This window comes from Streptacidiphilus sp. PAMC 29251, from assembly GCF_054208735.2.
Genome location: NZ_CM135725.2, coordinates 9,227,588 through 9,243,100 on the forward strand (window position 1 = coordinate 9,227,588; position 15,513 = coordinate 9,243,100).

The following is a 15,513-nucleotide window of genomic DNA, read 5'->3' on the forward strand; positions in this document are numbered from 1 at the left end:
CGACCTGCTCTCCGGAGCCCTGGACGCGCTGCCCGAAACTACGGGGTCGCGAGCACCAGGTGCGCTTTGTGCTGCACGCCCGCAGCATGCCGGTGGCCACGCCCTACCCGCTCAACCCGCTGCACCAACTGCTCGACCGGTATGGCCTGACCAGGGCCAATGCCTTCACTGTCACCCACCATGCCTGCGCGGCGGGGCTGCTGGCCATCGACCTGGCCGGGCGGCTGCTTGCCTCCGAGCCGGATCCGGACGCCCTCGCGCTGATCCTGGCCGGCGAGAAGACCTTCACCAAGGACGCCCAACTGGTTCCGCAGACCGCGATCTTCGGCGAGGGTGCGGCAGCCTGCCTGGTCCGGGCCGACGGCGCGCGGGACCGGGTGCTCTCCTACGCGGTGCGGCACCGGCCCGAGTTCGACGGCCGGTTGGCCGTGGATCCGGAGCTGCTCACCCGCTATCAGCGGGAGTATCCGGAGACCATGGTCGAGACCATGGAGGCCGCGCTGGAGCAGGCCGGGGTGGCCCTGGACGACCTCGCGCTGCTGCTTCCGCACAACGTCAACCGGGTCTCCTGGCGGGCACTCTGTCGCCGCCTCGGATATCCACTCGAAAAGGTAGTGCTGGACAACGTGCCATCAGTCGGGCACAGTTTCGCAGCGGATGCTTTCATCAATCTTCACACCGCGACCACACGGGGACTGCTCCACCAGGGTGACCGCTACCTGATCGCCGCGTCCGGCATCGGAGCCACCTTCTCGGCGATGGTCGTCGAACACTGACGCACCATCAGTCACGTTGCACCGCGATTCCACTCCTTGAGCACGACGGGACGGGATACCCATGGAAAAAACCGCAGTCGACACCGCAGTCCGCACTGACATCGACCCCGAGTTCCGCGGAGACGTCCTCCGCAGCATCAGCGATCTGCTGCCCCGCGTCCTGAAGCGCGAGCTGACCGAGGTGCCCGAGAACGCCTGCCTCTTCGACGACCTGGGTCTGACCTCGGCCGGAACCCTGGAACTGATCCTGGAACTCGAGGAGTCGCTGGACATCCAGGTGGACGTCGAGGAGATCAGCGAGGACGACCTGCACTCGGTCGCCAGCCTGGCCGACTTCGTCGCCGGGCACGTCATCTCCGAGGACTGACCCGGTGCGCGAAGCCGGGGGAGGGGCCGGTCTGCGCGTCGTCCGGGCCCTCAGCCGGGATTTCGAGGGCAGGTCGGAGACCTCGCTCGACCCCGACCTGCGGGTCTTCATCTCCGACCTGGTCCGCCCGTATGGCCTGCCGTTGCGCGAGGACCTGCTGGAACGCGGGGTCGGGCACTCCTACGGCGAGATGGGCGAGGTCCTGCTGGGCGAGGCGCTGGCGCCGGACGACCCGGTGGACCTGCTGATCCTGGCGCTCGACGTGCCGGACGTCCGGCCCGGGCGCTCGACCGCGGTCCACCTCAGCGGGTTCTGCCCCGGTTCGCCGCTGGCCTTCGCCATCTGCGACCAGGGGACGTCCGCGGCGTTCACCGCGCTGCGGATCGCCGCCGACTACGCGAGCACCGGCGCCTGTCGCCGGGCGGTGGTCCTGGTGATGGAGCAGACGGCGCTGCACCACCGCCCGTCCGCACCTGTGCTGTTGCCGGACCGCCACCGTGCGGTCGTCCTGATCTGCGAGGAGTCGGAGGGAGAGCCGATGACCGTCCGCCAGAGCTCCGGAACCGACCTCGGGCCCGACCACGGGGCCGAGCTGGTCCGGGGCGAGCGGAAGGCGCTGGGGCCGGATGCCTCGCTGCTGCTCAACTCGGAATTCGACGGCGGGCAGCCACTGACCGGGGTCTGGACGGAGTTCGCCGCGCGGCTGCCCGGCTGGCAGGCCGAGGGCCGTCCGGTGCTGGTCGCCGACTTGGACCGCGGTCTCGGCCGGCTCAGCACCCTCTCCCTCCCGGCACTTCCAGCACCATCATGAACGGCGACTCCATGAACGACGCAGGCGACCGGATCGACCTCTGGGTGATCCGCACCGACCAGCCCGCACCGGTCGTCCGGCGGCTCGAGGACCTGCTCGACCGGTCGGAGCTGGACCGGGCCGAGGCCGCCGTGGACCCGGTGCGCGCGAACCGCTTCACCGCGCTCCACGGCATCGTCCGGCTGCTCACCGCCCAGCGGCTGGACATCCCCGCCGCCGAGCTGGTCTGGAGCCGGGGCCGGCACGGCAAACCCGCCGTGGCCGGCGCCGACCGCCGGCTGCAGCTGAGCTACTCGGCCTCGGGAGCCCTGGCGGTGCTGGCCCTGACCGGAGGCCGGCCGGTCGGCGTGGACGTGGAGGAGCTGCGGGACGGACGTGTCGCGGCCGGGCTGGCCGGGCGCTACTTCCCCGTCGCCGACCAGCGCTACATCGCGGCTGCCCCCGGCACCCCGGGTTCGGTCTCGCACCGCTTCACCCGGCTGTGGTGCCGCCGCGAGGCCCGGGTCAAGGTCCACGGCGGCCGGTCGGCCGACCCCGTCGCGCTGGACGGCGCGCTGGACGGCGGCCCGCTGGACGTCGGGCCGTGCCTGGTCCGGGACGTGCCGGTGCCGGGGGCGTTCCGGGCCGCGGTCGCCGCGGCGGGCGAGCGGCCCTTCCAGGTCCGGCAGCGATTCTGGACCGCCCCCGCGGACCTGGCTGAACTCGACGACCAGTACTCCCTGACCAGCACGTTCTGACCAGCACGTGCTGACCAGCACGTGCAGACCCGACATTCCTGAGCCGACATTCCTGAGCCGAGAACGGACCCACCGGATATGACGATCAGCCAGTTCAGCCTGCCCGCGGGCGACGCGACCCCGCTCCCCACCGAGGCCGCCGGGGTGGTGCTCTACCCCGCCCCGTTCGAGGCGGTGGTGGCCCTGCTCCGGCGCGGCATCGACACCCTGGCCTCGGTCGAGGACTTCCCCAAGCTGGCCATCCCGCCGGTGGTGGCCCGCAGCCTGGTGGAGCGGGCCGGCTACGTCCAGGCCTTCCCGCAACTGCTCGGCACGGTGCACAGCTTCGCCGGAACCCCGGCGGAGTGGAAGGCGCTCAGCCCGGAGGCGGTGGAGGGCGGCGACTGGCACTCGGCGCAGACGCTGAGCGATCTGGTGCTGCTCCCGGCCGCCTGCTACCCGGTCTACGCGACCTTGGCCGGAACGGAGTTGGCCGAGCCGTCCCGGTTCGCCGTGGAGGGGCAGTGCTTCCGGCAGGAGGCCACCAGCGAGACCGGCCGGTTGCGCAGCTTCCGGATGGTGGAGCTGGTCACAGCCGGCACCGAGCAGCACTGCCTGGCCTGGCGCGGCACCTGGTTGGAGCGGGTGGCCGGCTGGCTGGAGGGCATGTCGCTCAAGGTGGAGATCGAGGTCGCCGACGACCCGTTCTTCGGCCCGGCCCGACGGCTCTTCCAGGCGGCCCAGCGCAAGCAGGAGTTGAAGTACGAGCTGCGGGTCGAGGTCGCGGACGGGCTGGTCCAGGCGATCGCCTCGGCCAACTTCCACAAGGACCACTTCGGCGAGGTGTTCGGCTTCACCAGCGGCGGAGCCGTGGGCAACACCGCCTGCACCGCCTTCGGCATCGAGCGGATCGCCCTGGCGCTGCTGCACGCCCACGGCGCGCGTCCGGCCGAGTGGCCGGACTCCGTCATCTCAGCCATTTGTGGCGGAAACTGATGATCCATCGGAATCACCCCTGCTTGGTATAGACCATTGGCGGGGGGCGCTGATAACGTCCCGATCCACACCGGTACCAAGGCCGAGCCGAAGGACGCGTACGACGTGACGACGACCGAGCGGATCACTGTCCGCTACAGCGGTGGGACCAGCGCTTCGGGGCCGCTCACCCTCGGCCAGGACAACATGATCCGCTGCATCCTCAGGGATGATCCGGAGCAGATCAACAAGCAGACCGTGTGGTCGGTCCCGGACGGGGCCGACCTCCCCCAGGTGCTCGCCTCCCTGCGCACCCTGGCGGAGCGGCACGCCTCGCTGCGCACCGTGTTCCCGCCCGGCCCGGAGGGTTTCCCTGGCTGGCAGGAGGTGCGCGCCGAGGGCGAGTTTCAGGTCACCACGGTCGAGTCCGGGCCGCTGGACGACGACGAACTCTACTCTTTCACCGAGGAGTTGGGCCGGGTCGACCTCACCAGGGGGTTCGACCTGGCCGAGGACTTCCCGCTCCGCTTCACCCTGGTCACCCGGGAGGGGAAGCCTGCTCTGATGGCCGTCGTGGTCAGCCACGCCGGGGCGGACGGCGCGTCCACCGCCCTGCTGGTCCAGGAGTGGCAGGCGCTGGCGGCCGGCAAGGAACTGCCCCCGTTCAGCGGGAAGACCCCGATCGACGTCGCCGCCGCCGAGGGGTCCGCGCTGGGCCGGCGCCGCGCCAAGACCTCGCTGCGGCACTGGGAGCGGGTGCTGCGGACCAGCCCGCAGGCGGTGTTCGCCGACTCCAGGATCAGCGGCCCTCCGGACACCCACTCCATCCTGTTCCTGCGCTCCAGGAACGCCGCCGTCGACCTGGAGACCGCCTCCCAGCGGACCGGGGCCACACCGTCCACGGTCCTGCTGGCCGCGTTCGCCGCCCTGGTGGCGCACCGGGCGAACCAGCCCGACCTGGTGATCGCCGCCCTGTCCGCCAACCGGCACCGGCCGGGCATGGCCGACTACATCGGCACCCTCGCCCAGGACGCCTTCCTCGCCGTGGACGCGGGGGTGACCGACCTGGACAAGCTGATCGGCCGGACCAAGGCCGCGTCCCTGGCCGGGTACTGGCACAGCACCTTCGACGCCGACCAGGTCTGGCGGATGATCGACGACATCGCGCATCTGCGCGGGGCCCGCTACGCCCGCCATGTGGTGGTCAACGACCTCAGCCTCACCATCCCCGAGTCGGCGATGGAGGAGCGGCCCCCGGCCCAGTCCGACCCGGAGATCAGCTGGTTCCCGGACGAGCGGGTGCCGACCCGGCTGATGTTCAACATCCTCCGGGTCGGCGGCAGCCTGGAGATCGTGATGATGGCCTGCCCGCAGGTGCTGGACCGGACCGAGGCCGAGCAGTTCGCCCACGGGCTGCTCGCCCTGGTCAAGGCCGCCGCCGACGGACCCCTCCCGCTGGCCGAGATCGGTCGGCTGACCGGCATCGAACCGGGGGTCAGGCAGGGCGACTGGCAGGTGATCGGCGGCTCCTGGATCGACCTGGACGCGGTCCGCACGCTGCTCGGCGCGGCGCTCGGCCCCGACGTCCGGTCCCAGGTGGCGGTGGACGACGGTCGGCTGGTCGCGCACCTGGTCTCCGACGCCGCCCCGCTCGACCCGCTGGAGCTGCACCGCACGGTGGTGGCCGCGCTCCCCGGCCGGGACACCGCGATGGCCCCGCAGCACTATGTGGTCCACCGCGGCGACCCCGACGCGCCGGGCGGCTGGGACGCCCTTCCGGTGGTGACCGAGGGCGACGGCCGCGATGCCGGCGTCACCGACTGGGAGACGCTGCTGGCCTGAGCGCGGTCCGGCGCCGGCGCGCGATGCGGCGCCGGCCCGGTCAGCCCTCGGCCTCCGTCGTGCGGCGCAGCAGGACGGTGACGAAGCCGAAGGTGCCGCGGTAGCTCTTGAGCCACTCGTCACGGTGCTGGGCGGCCACCGCGAGCGCCTCGGCGCTGTCCGGGTCCTCGGGGTGGTCCAGCGCCCAGCGCGACAGGCTGCCGGTCCAGGACCACTCGTAGTCGTCCAGCTCGTGCGGGGTGCTGACGTGCCCGTAGACCGGGGTCCAGCCCTGGGCCACGGCGCTGTCGAGGGTGGTCGCCAGATCGGCGTACGGATAGCCGCCGTCGCCGCAGAAGATCTCGACGGTAGCCGGGTCGGGCTCGCGTTCCCAGAAGCCCTCGCCGACCAGCACCGTCCCGCCCGGAGCGAGGTGCCGGGCCGCGGCCTCCAGGGTGGGCAGCAGCCCGCCGAAGGCATGGGTGGAGCCCGCGCACAGCACCAGGTCGAACGGTTGCGGGGAGCTGAACCCGTTGGCGTCGCCGACGTGCAGCTCGATCCGTTCGCCGAACCGTTCGCCGAACCTCTCGCGGCCGCCGGCGATGCGCTCGGCGTCCAGGTCGATCCCCACCGCCCGGACGCCGGGACGGCCGTCGACGGCTCGGCCCAGCCATTCCCCCTCGGCGCAGCCGAGGTCGAGCAGCCGCTCGTCGCCGCGGCGCAGGGCCCGGTCGAGCAGTCTGCGGACGGACTCGTCGGCGAGCGGTGAGGCGATGGGGTGGTCGCGGTGCGCGAGGGCGCTCAGTCGGTTCATGACCGGCATCCTGCCGTTCGCCGCCCCGGCTGTCGTGCGAATTCCCCCCGGGCAGGCCAGCGGCTCAGCGGCTCAGCCGCTCGGCGGCTCTGCGGCGAGGCGTTCCAGGAGTTCCTGGAAGTCGTGCTCGACCACGACCCGCAGCCCGCCCTGGCCGTCCTTCTCGCTCAGCCGGGTGAGCGGGGCGCCGGGACGCCACCAGTAGACGGACGGGCTGACCGCGCCCGGTGCCTCCTCGAAGCCGGTGGCGGCGAAGCGGGCCATCGAGTTGAGGCTGGGGATCACCGTCATGTCGCGGATGGCGTGGAAGGCCAGCTGGTGCCGGAACGGCATGGCGACCAGGGCGCCGTCAGGTCCGAGCCGGGTGCCGGCGAAGCGCTGGGCGGCCCCGTCCAGGATCAGCACCAGGCTGGCGACGAAGTAGGAGTCGCCCATCAGCACCTCGATCCTGGCCCCGTCCTGCTCCTTGATCACCTCATGCCGCTCCACCGGCATCTCCCGCAGGTTCTGCAGGGCTCGGGCCCGCAGCCCGGCCGGGCTGCCGATGCTCTCGACCACGTGCTCGGGCAGGATCTGCACGGTCTCCGGCAGGTCCAGCGCCAGCACCTCGACCAGGCCCGGGGTCAGCGGCGGTCCGTAGGAGTAGGAGAGCGGGTTGTTCAGCGACTCGCTGGGCACCAGCCTGGGGTAGAGCTGGGCGAGCAACTGCTGCCGGGGCAGGGTCTGGGTCGGGTCGGGGCCGTCGAGCGAGCGCAGCAGTTTGGTGACGTGCTCGCGGGCGAGGCCCGGCCAGGCCCGCAGGCCCCGGTCGTCGTTGTGGCACACCGCGGCGAGGTTGCCGAGACCGAACGCGCGTCCGGCGCTGTCGGTGACATGCCCCGCGAACACCGTCACCTCAAGCCCGCTCTCGGCGAACGCGTCGCGGACCTGGACCCGCAGCAGCGCGGCCTCCGCCTCGGAGAGCATGGTCAGCTCACCGTCGCGCGGCATGTCCGGGCCGTCCCGCCGCAGCCCCCGCCGAAAGATCCCCACGTCGCGCCCTCCCCCTGCCCGACCGGGCCGGCCGGGACCTGCTGATGGTAGCGAAAGCCGCCACCGACCCAGACGGGGCTCAGGCCGTCGGGGTGAGTCGTTCGTGGAGGAACTCCACCACCCGGCGGCGGGCGGCGAGGGCGGGGTGGTCCGGCTGGTCGCGGACCTCGGTGGTGAGCACGGAGTGGGCGCTCTTGCGGAAGCCGGTGCTGTTGCCGGGGGAGGAGTCGAGTTCGATCACCTCGAAGGCGTCGCCCAGACGCTCCCGCAGCACCGCGAAGCGGGCCCTGGGGGCGGAGGCGTCCTCGCTGAAGCGGAGCCCGAGCAGGCACAGGCCCGCGTCGGTGGTCCTGGCCGCGACCAGGCCGAGGTCCGCCTCGGAGAGGCCCGGGTCGCGGCGGCGGGCGGCGTTCAGCGGGACCGGCAGCACCGGCTGGCTGAGCACCGGAGCGGTCACCGCGTCGTCCACGGCGGCGGCCAGCGCGAAGCCGCCGGTGAAGCACATGCCGATGAGTCCGACGCCGCTGCCGGGGGTCCGGGCCGCGAGGTCGCGGGCGAGCGCCCGGAGATACGCCGTGAAGGGGCGTTCGGCGTTGGTCGCGAAGGCCCGGAACTCGGCCGAGACGCAGAGCCGGGCGAACACCCGGGCGGCGTAGCCCACGGTGGCGTCCTTGCCGGGGACGCCGAAGGGGGAGGGGACGACCACGGTGAACCCCTGCTCGACCAGATGGTCGGCCAGGCCCAGCACCTCGGGGGTGAGCCCGGGGACCTCGGGCACCAGGACCACGCCGGGGCCCTCGCCCTTCTCGTAGCAGTCATGGGTCAGCCCGGCCGCGCTGAACGGGGCGCGGACCCAGCCGGTGAGTGCGGACCTGGGCGCGGAACCTGCCATGGAGCTGCCCTTCCTATCGCTGATCAGACACTCGCTGATCAGCCGTCAGATCGAACCTGGACGGACGACGTCAGCCCTTGCGGCCGACGCCGCCGTACACCGTCAGCATGGTCGCCGGAGGTGTGTCCTGGTCCGGGTGCCAGTCCTGGCCCGCGACCAGGCCGGGCGGCACCAGCTCGAAGCCGTCGAAGAAGTCGATGATGCGGGCCTTCGGACGGAGGGTCAGCGCAGCGGTGGAACTGGTCCGGTAGACGTCGACGGCGTGGTCCAGGCCGGCCTGGCGCTGCTGCTCCACGATGCCGTCTCCGGTGCCGTGCGAGATCACCAGATGGCTGCCGGCCGGCAGCGCGTCGCCGAGGGTCTTCAGGATGCCGTCCGGGCCCTCGTCCTCGGTGATGAAGTGCAGCACCGAGACCAGCATCAGCGCGATCGGCCGGTCGAAGTCCAGGGCGGCCCTGACCCGCTGGTTCGCCAGCAGCGCGGCCGGGTCGCGCAGATCCGCCTGGACCACGGTGGTCGCGCCCTTGCCGTGGCCGGCCATCAGCGCCCGGGCGTGGGTCAGCACGATCGGGTCGTTGTCGACGTAGACCACCTTGGCGGCCGGGTTGATGCTCTGGGCGACCTCATGGGTGTTGCCCGCGCTGGGAATGCCGGTGCCGATGTCGAGGAACTGGGTGATCCCCTGCTGCGACAGATAGCGCACCGCCCGGCCGAGGAAGGCCCGGTTGGTCCTGGCCCCCTCCTGGACGGTCGCGCCGGTCGCGATGATCCGTTCGGCAGCCTCGCGGTCCGCCGGGAAGTTGTCCTTGCCACCCAAATAGAAGTCGTACATCCGGGCCGGGTGCGCCACCGAGGTGTCGATGGCGACGGGCTCCCAGGGTTCCGGCTCTACCGCGCTGCTCATCGACAACATCCCATCCGCATAGACGGTTTCCGCAATGATCGTACTCAGCGTAGACGGAATCCTGCTACGCGCCCCGGACCGCGACGACCGCCGAGGTGGTGGGGGTGGTGAGCACCTCGGTGGCCCGCAGCTCCGGGTGGGTCAGATAGAACACCCGGAGCTGGTCCACCTCGCCCTGGAAGCGCGGCGGCCACTCGGACGAGGGGGTGAAGTCGTCGAGGACCAGGACGCCGCCGGGGGCGAGCAGGTCGACCACCAACTGCGGGTCGTCGCGCTTGCCGCCGCCGTCGCAGAAGAAGAGGTCGAAGGGGGCGTACTGGTCGAGCAGCCGCCAGTCCCCGGTCAGGACGCGCACCCGCTGGTCGTCCGCGAAGCCCTCGGCCGCGAGCCGGGCCAGTTTCTCGTCCCGCTCCACGGTGACCAGTTGGGCGCCGGGGCCGAGGCCGCTGTGCAGCCAGGCGGTGCCGACACCGGCCCCTGTGCCGCTCTCGGCGATGACCCCGCCGGGCTTGGCGGCGGCGAACAGGCTGAGCAGCCGTCCCACTTCGGGGCTGCAGCTCAGGCTGAACCCCAGGTCGGCGGCACGCTGCCGCGCCGCCGCGACCCGGGCCGGTACGGCAGGTTCGGTGATCCCCACAACGTCCCCCTCGGCCAAGGAAAGTGGCGCCCACGGCCACAGCAGCGAGGCTAGCGAAGCCCGGGCACGCTCTATGCTCCGGGGATGGGTCGTCAGAAGCAGAACAAGTCGCGCCGCGAGCGGCAGCCGGTACCGGAGCCCAAGCAGCAGCGGCTGCTGGACATCGCCGCGATGCTGGACCTGCCGGCCAGCATCGCGGGCGGGCAGGGCGGGCAGGGCGGATCGGACGGTCAGGGCGGCGGGCTGGTCGTGGAGGTGGCCGCGGTCGGCTTCCCCGGGGACGGGTTCGCGACCGGGGAGCGTCCGGCCTATGTCCGGCTGACCGACGGCTCGGTGAAGCTGCTGCCGGAGGGCCTGCGGGCCTGGGCCCGCGCTGTGATCGAGGAGGAGCTGGAGCTCCGGGCGTCCGGCGCGGGCACGATGTTCCCCCGCCCGATCGAGTTCGGTGTCGGCGACGACGGAGCCGAGTACGCGGCCTACGTCGAGCCGGCCTGAGGCTTACTTCAGCGGTGCGGCGGGGGAGAAGGCCCCGGAGAGCAGCAGGTGGGGCGTGCCGGTGCCGTCGGCCGGGACGGACCAGAGGTCGTTGCTGCCGGTCTCGCCCGGGGTGGGCAGCGAGTAGGCGACGGTGTCGTCGTCCAGCCAGGTGGCCTGGTCGTCGACGCTGTGGTGCTCGGCGAGCGGGGTCTCCTTGAGCGTGCTCAGGTCGAGCACGTACTCGTGCCACAGCGAGGCCCCGGCCAGGGCCCGCTTCTTGAAGGCGATCCTGGTGCCGTCGGGCGAGAGCGAGGGGCATTCCACGTTCTGAATCAGCGTGGTGACGGTGTGTCGGGAGAGGGATCCGCGCACCAGGTAGGTGTGGCCGCCGGTGCCCAGGGTGGCGTAGAAGGTGTCGTCGTCGGCCGCGAAGGTGACGCCCCAGAAGTTGATGTCGACATTGTGGTACGGCTTGCCGTCCAGGGTGATGTCGAAGGTCTCCAGGCTGGGGATGAGCTGCCAGGTGCGGGTGTCCACGATCGAGGTGCGGGTGGAGAAGAAGGCCGCGCCGTAGGACTCCCCGCCGACGAAGACGGTCCAGGCGGCGAAGTGGCCGCTGGGGGAGACCCGGGCCCGGCTGGGGGTGCCCGCCAGCGGGAAGGTGTGCAGGGTGTGCAGCTCGGCGTCCAGGATCACCGCGCGGTTGGTCGGGGTGAGCGCGCCGGGGACGGACTGCAGGCAGACCCCGGTGCCGGCGGCGGTGTAGAAGCGCAGGCACTTCACCCCCGAGGCGGTCCGGGCGGCGCCCGCGGTCGGCACACCGCCGGGGGAGGCCGGGACCGAGACCAGTTCGTCCAGGTGCGGGCCCCTGGCCGCGTTGACGAAGAGCAGCCTTCCCGGCTGGGCCAGCGTCACCGGCCCGGCGGCGATGCTGGGGCCGCCCGCCTGGGGCTGGGTCTTCCCGGCGGCGCGGGAGGCGGCGTGCAGCACCAGACCGGTGCCCAGGCCCGCCAGCAGCAGCACCGCCACCGCGAGGATCAGCAGGCGGCGGAGCGGAGTCATGAGGCGGTCCTTGCTGGTGGGGTCCCGTCGTTGGATCGCGCCGCGGCGTTGGGCCGCAGCACAAAGCCGGCAACCACCGCGCAGCAGAGCAGGCCGACCGCGGAGCCGGCCAGCGCCGGGCCGTCGCCCCACACCGTCCAGGCCGCGCCGAAGGCCAGCGAGCAGAGGAAGCGGGCGAGCGCCTGCCCGGTGCCGACCAGGGCGAGGCCGCTGCCGCGCAGCTGCTCCGGGACGACGTCGGCGACCGCGGCCGGGAGCACCCCGTCGGTGGCGGCGTAGAACACGCCGTGCAGTCCGAGCACCAGGTAGGGGAGCACCGGGGTGTGCGGGGTCCACAGCAGCAGGGCGTAGGCGACCAGCAGCCCGGCGTGCCCGGCCAGGAACACCACCCGCCGGCCGATCTTGTCCGCGAGCACCCCGAGCGGGACCGCGAGCAGCAGGAAGACGCTGGCGGTGCCCAGCGGCAGCAGCGGGAACCACTGCTCGCCGATGCCGATCCGGTGCTGCAGCAGCAGGTAGACGAAGGCGTCGCTGACGGTGGTGAGGCCGAGCAGCGCGGCGCAGCCGGTGAGGGCGCGCAGCCGCGGCAGCCGGAGCAGGGTGAGCGCCTCGCGCAGGTCGACCTTCTTGACGGGGGTGGACGCGGCTTCGGGCTGCTTCCCCGGTACGAACAGCACCAGCACCAGCACGCCGAGCACGGCCACGCAGGCGCTGACGCCGAACACCGCGTCGTAGCCGTCGGTCGCCGCGCGCAGGATCAGAAAGGCGGCGATGGGGCCGAGCACCGCGCCGGTGGTGTCCATGGCCCGGTGCACCCCGAAGGCCCGGCCCCGGTGCTCGGGCGCGGTGGACAGCGAGATCAGCGCGTCGCGCGGGGAGGTGCGCAGACCCTTGCCGGTGCGTTCGAGCGCGAGCACCGCGCCGAGCGGGCCGAGCGAGTGGACCAGCATCAGCAGCGGCTTGCACAGCGCGGACAGGCCGTAGCCGATCCCGGCGATCAGTTTGTGGTTGCGCACCCGGTCGGCGAGGTGTCCGCCGAGCAGTTGCACCAGCGCGCTGACCCCGTTGTAGACGCCGTCCAGCACCCCGAAGCCGAGCGGGCTGAGGCCCAGCCCGACCACCAGGTAGAGCGGCAGGACGGCGGTGACCATCTCCGAGGAGACGTCGGTGATCAGACTGACCGCGCCCAGCGCGAGCACGGTCGAGCCGACCGTGCGGCCGAGGCCGAGGCCCGGCCGTTTTGCTGTGGTCTCTGTCTTTTCTGAGGTTTTCGCCGGAGCGGCGCGGTCCGCGAGGTACATCGTGAGGGGCCCCCCTTCTCACCTTGCTGCGGACACTGTAGATGCTTGTTCGCCCGGACTCAGCCCTGCCGGCTGCTCTCGTCCCGGAGCCAGGTGCCGAAGTCCTGTGTGCTGACCGCCTTTCTGGACTTCCGCCGGGCGACGACCGCCGCGGCGAGAAAGACCAGGACGGCCGGAAAGAGCCTTGGCTCGGCCTTGAGCAGTGTGACCAGGTCGGATTTGCTGGTCCGGGCGCTGGGTACGGGTGTGCCGTCGGTGGCTGGCTGCTGCTGCTGTTCCAGTTGGGTCGTGGACGTAGCGGCCCGGACCCGGCGCCGGATCAGGTCGCTCCAGGTGCGCGGCGGGTGGACCACGACGCGCGCGCTGCGGACCACCCGGCGCTCGTCCGGGGCGAAGGCGAGCGAGGCGGCGAGGTCGTCCGCCATCAGCGGCGGCAGGGCGGCCAGCCGCTTGTGCCCGGCCTCGGACACGGCGATCACCCCGCGCCCGAACAACCCTTCGCGTACGGCCGGAAGTTGCTGCCAGACCTGGTAGTAGGCGCGGACCCGCCAGGAGCAGCCGGCCAGCGGAAGTTCCCGCTCCGGGGCTGTGGCCAGCACGTCTGCGGAACCGTCCGGCGCGGGCCGGGCGGAGGGATCCGTCAGCGCGGCGGTGAGCGCATGAACGTCGGCCGCGGTGATCACCACGTCCGCGTCCACATAGAGCCGGGGGAAGCCGCGGGCGTGCTCGTCACCGAGCCGCAGTGCCGCGTGCTTGGAGGGGACCGGGCTCTCCACCACCCGTACGCCGGCCCCGCGCAGGGCTGCGACCTGCGCGGTTTCGTCGGTGCAGCCGTTGCAGACGACCACGATGTCGATCTCGTCGGGGGATTCCCCGCCCAGAAGGGAGTCGAGGAGCCTGCCGATGACTTGTCCCTCGTTGTGAGCAGGGATCACAATGCTCGTCACCTGGGCAGTATGACGTTAGGGATGGGGATGATGCCGACTGTTTCGCCCAAATGTTCCCGAGCTACCCTTCTGTGCTCTAGATTGAACGCCGGAAGGCTGGTTTGAGCGGCAAATTCACTCGACCATCACAAATTCATCACAACTATGGGGCAGTCCGGACCGGAGTCCTCCCAGGGATGCTGTTTCAGCCGATTCGGAGAGTTAGCCCGAACGTACCGATTGGTCATCGGTACGGTAATGAGCGTTGTCCAGTTGCCAGCACCCTTGGGACAGGTCAGGAACAGCGCGGAGCGAATGAGCAGGCCTCGGACTGCGGGGGGCACATCAAGCAGTCGGTGGTCGGTCCGTTCACTCGAGGTGTAAGAGCCAAGTACTCACGTGGAACGTCCGGTGTCCATCCACACCACCCCTATCGCCGCTGGTCAAAGGGCATACGGGCAGGCGGCTTTGGGTTCGGGGGGTCGTACGGGGGTGCGCCGAGCACCGTTGTGGGGGGGTTCCCATGACCATTGAGCCGGTCACGCATGAGCGTTATGTCGCACGACACCGGACCCTAGGGGTCCGCAGACGAGGTTGGGAGCGGAAGTACCGTGCCGTCCTACTGATCGCGGACGCGCTCGCGGCCGCCGTCGCCGCCTTTGTGATCCACGGCGCCTACGGCCGCTGGTCGGTCGCGCTGGCACTGCCGCCTGCCTGGATCCTCGCCATGTGCGCCTACCGCGCCTACGACCGCAGTGCTCTCGGCCTGGGGACCGAGGAGTACCGGCGGGTGCTGCGGGGCGCGGTCGCGCTGCCGGCCATCGCCGCCTGCGCCTACTGGTGGTTCGCGCACGACCACGAACTCTTCCACGACATGATGATCGCGGTGGCCCCGGCCGCCCTGATCGCGCTCGCCGGCCGCTTCATGCTGCGCCGCCGGCTGCACCGCCGCTGGGCCAGCGACCGGGACCGCAGCACCGCGCTGCTGGTCGGGCCCTCGCACAGCATCATCGAGCTGGTGAAGGCCCTGCGCCGGGGCGCCACCCAGGAGTTGCAGGTCACCGGGGTCTGCCTGACCGACCCGGTGAACTCCGCGGCGGTCAGCATGCTGGGCATCCCGGTCCGCGGCGGCCTGGAGGACGTGCCCGGGGTGATCCACACCACCGGCAGCAACACCGTGCTGGTGCTGCCCGCCCCGGAGATCGACTCCACCGTGCTGCGCCGGCTGTCCTGGATCGCCGCCGCCGAGGGCGCCGACTTCCTGCTCGCCCCGATGATCGCCGACGTGGCCGCCTCGCGGCTGGTGGCCCGGCCCTGCGACGTGCCGATGGTGCACATGCGGGCGCCGGTCCTGTCGAAGACCCGGCGGTTGCCCAAGGAGATCCTGGACCGCACCGTGGCCGGGCTGCTGCTGCTGCTGCTCGCCCCGCTGCTGCTGGTGGTCGCGCTGCGGGTCCGGCTGGACAGCCCGGGTCCGGTGCTGTTCCGGCAGCTGCGGGTGGGGCGCAACGGCAACCAGTTCACGATGCTGAAGTTCCGCACCATGCAGGAGGACGCGGAAGCCTTCAAGGAGGAGCTGGCCCACCTCAACGAGAACAGCGACGGCCTGCTGTTCAAGATGAAGGAGGACCCCCGGATCACCCGGGTCGGGGCTGTCCTGCGCCGCTACTCGCTGGACGAGCTGCCGCAGTTGATCAATGTGCTGAACGGCGACATGTCGCTGGTCGGCCCGCGTCCGCCGCTGCCCGAGGAGGTCAGCGCGTACACCTCCGAGGTACGCCGCAGACTCCTGGTCAAGCCGGGGCTCACCGGCCTCTGGCAGGTCAGCGGCCGCTCCGACCTGCCCTGGGACGAGGCGGTCCGGCTGGACCTCGGCTATGTGGAGAACTGGTCGATGGGGATGGACGTGGCGATCCTGCTGAAAACCGCGCCCGCCGTGGTGCGCGGCACCGGGGCGTACTGAATCCCGTCCTGAATCCGTCGGCCTGACGCGACGTCATCG

The 15,513-nt window shown here is 71.7% G+C and carries 16 protein-coding genes; 8 read left to right on the forward strand and 8 right to left on the reverse strand.

Translation table 11 applies throughout. From position 1 onward, the window contains the following. Positions 1–68: 68 nt before the first annotated feature. The 6 genes from ACXKR8_RS44080 (at position 69) to ACXKR8_RS44105 (ending at position 5,487) form a co-directional block, all read left to right on the forward strand. Entirely contained in the window at positions 69–776 is a 708-nt protein-coding gene (locus tag ACXKR8_RS44080; RefSeq protein ID WP_462100104.1) for a 3-oxoacyl-[acyl-carrier-protein] synthase III C-terminal domain-containing protein, read from the forward strand. Between the two features lie 61 nt (positions 777–837). Beyond that, on the forward strand, positions 838–1,143 hold the full coding sequence (locus ACXKR8_RS44085) for a phosphopantetheine-binding protein (protein WP_458270151.1): 306 nt from the start codon (positions 838–840) through the stop codon (positions 1,141–1,143). A gap of 4 nt (positions 1,144–1,147) precedes the next feature. After that, the gene (locus ACXKR8_RS44090; protein WP_458270152.1) at positions 1,148–1,954 is read left to right on the forward strand and encodes a hypothetical protein; all 807 of its coding nucleotides are present in this window, start codon (positions 1,148–1,150) and stop codon (positions 1,952–1,954) included. A gap of 11 nt (positions 1,955–1,965) precedes the next feature. Next, positions 1,966–2,691: a 4'-phosphopantetheinyl transferase family protein gene (locus ACXKR8_RS44095; RefSeq protein ID WP_458270153.1), complete on the forward strand. Its 726-nt coding sequence runs from the start codon at positions 1,966–1,968 to the stop codon at positions 2,689–2,691. A 78-nt stretch (positions 2,692–2,769) separates the two neighbouring features. Beyond that, positions 2,770–3,666, forward strand: coding sequence for a class-II aminoacyl-tRNA synthetase family protein (locus tag ACXKR8_RS44100; RefSeq protein ID WP_458270154.1), 897 nt, complete (start codon positions 2,770–2,772; stop codon positions 3,664–3,666). 105 nt (positions 3,667–3,771) lie between these two features. Further along, positions 3,772–5,487, forward strand: coding sequence for a condensation domain-containing protein (locus tag ACXKR8_RS44105; protein WP_458270155.1), 1,716 nt, complete (start codon positions 3,772–3,774; stop codon positions 5,485–5,487). A gap of 40 nt (positions 5,488–5,527) precedes the next feature. On the opposite strand, the gene ACXKR8_RS44110 is transcribed toward ACXKR8_RS44105, so the two are convergent. From ACXKR8_RS44110 to ACXKR8_RS44130, 5 genes are all read right to left on the reverse strand, one after another. Further along, entirely contained in the window at positions 5,528–6,280 is a 753-nt protein-coding gene (locus ACXKR8_RS44110; protein WP_458270156.1) for a class I SAM-dependent methyltransferase, read from the reverse strand. A 72-nt stretch (positions 6,281–6,352) separates the two neighbouring features. Then, positions 6,353–7,312 (reverse strand): hypothetical protein, encoded by a 960-nt coding sequence (locus ACXKR8_RS44115; RefSeq protein ID WP_458270157.1) that lies wholly within the window; start codon positions 7,310–7,312, stop codon positions 6,353–6,355. 79 nt (positions 7,313–7,391) lie between these two features. Continuing rightward, positions 7,392–8,204: a dienelactone hydrolase family protein gene (locus ACXKR8_RS44120; protein ID WP_458270158.1), complete on the reverse strand. Its 813-nt coding sequence runs from the start codon at positions 8,202–8,204 to the stop codon at positions 7,392–7,394. A 70-nt stretch (positions 8,205–8,274) separates the two neighbouring features. After that, the gene (locus tag ACXKR8_RS44125; protein WP_458270159.1) at positions 8,275–9,108 is read right to left on the reverse strand and encodes an SAM-dependent methyltransferase; all 834 of its coding nucleotides are present in this window, start codon (positions 9,106–9,108) and stop codon (positions 8,275–8,277) included. Between the two features lie 64 nt (positions 9,109–9,172). Beyond that, positions 9,173–9,739 carry an O-methyltransferase gene (locus ACXKR8_RS44130; protein ID WP_458275237.1) on the reverse strand — a complete coding sequence of 189 codons (567 nt, stop codon included), beginning with the start codon at positions 9,737–9,739 and terminating at the stop codon, positions 9,173–9,175. Between the two features lie 90 nt (positions 9,740–9,829). On the opposite strand from ACXKR8_RS44130, the gene ACXKR8_RS44135 reads away from it, so the two are divergent. Further along, a complete protein-coding gene (locus ACXKR8_RS44135; protein WP_458270160.1) occupies positions 9,830–10,240 on the forward strand; it encodes a hypothetical protein in 411 nt (136 codons plus the stop codon). 3 nt (positions 10,241–10,243) lie between these two features. Here ACXKR8_RS44135 and ACXKR8_RS44140 read toward each other — a convergent pair whose 3' ends face one another. From ACXKR8_RS44140 to ACXKR8_RS44150, 3 genes are read right to left on the reverse strand one after another with little or no spacing between them, the layout of a single operon-like run. Continuing rightward, entirely contained in the window at positions 10,244–11,284 is a 1,041-nt protein-coding gene (locus ACXKR8_RS44140; RefSeq protein WP_458270161.1) for a TolB-like translocation protein, read from the reverse strand. Continuing rightward, on the reverse strand, positions 11,281–12,585 hold the full coding sequence (locus ACXKR8_RS44145) for an MFS transporter (protein ID WP_458270162.1): 1,305 nt from the start codon (positions 12,583–12,585) through the stop codon (positions 11,281–11,283). Before ACXKR8_RS44145 ends, ACXKR8_RS44140 begins: the two co-directional genes overlap by 4 nt. A gap of 59 nt (positions 12,586–12,644) precedes the next feature. Beyond that, the gene (locus ACXKR8_RS44150; RefSeq protein ID WP_458270163.1) at positions 12,645–13,532 is read right to left on the reverse strand and encodes a glycosyltransferase family 2 protein; all 888 of its coding nucleotides are present in this window, start codon (positions 13,530–13,532) and stop codon (positions 12,645–12,647) included. Positions 13,533–14,034: 502 nt separating this feature from the next. Here ACXKR8_RS44150 and ACXKR8_RS44155 point away from each other — a divergent pair. Then, positions 14,035–15,474, forward strand: a complete 1,440-nt coding sequence (locus tag ACXKR8_RS44155) for a sugar transferase (protein ID WP_458270164.1) — start codon at positions 14,035–14,037, stop codon at positions 15,472–15,474. Positions 15,475–15,513 lie beyond the last annotated feature (39 nt).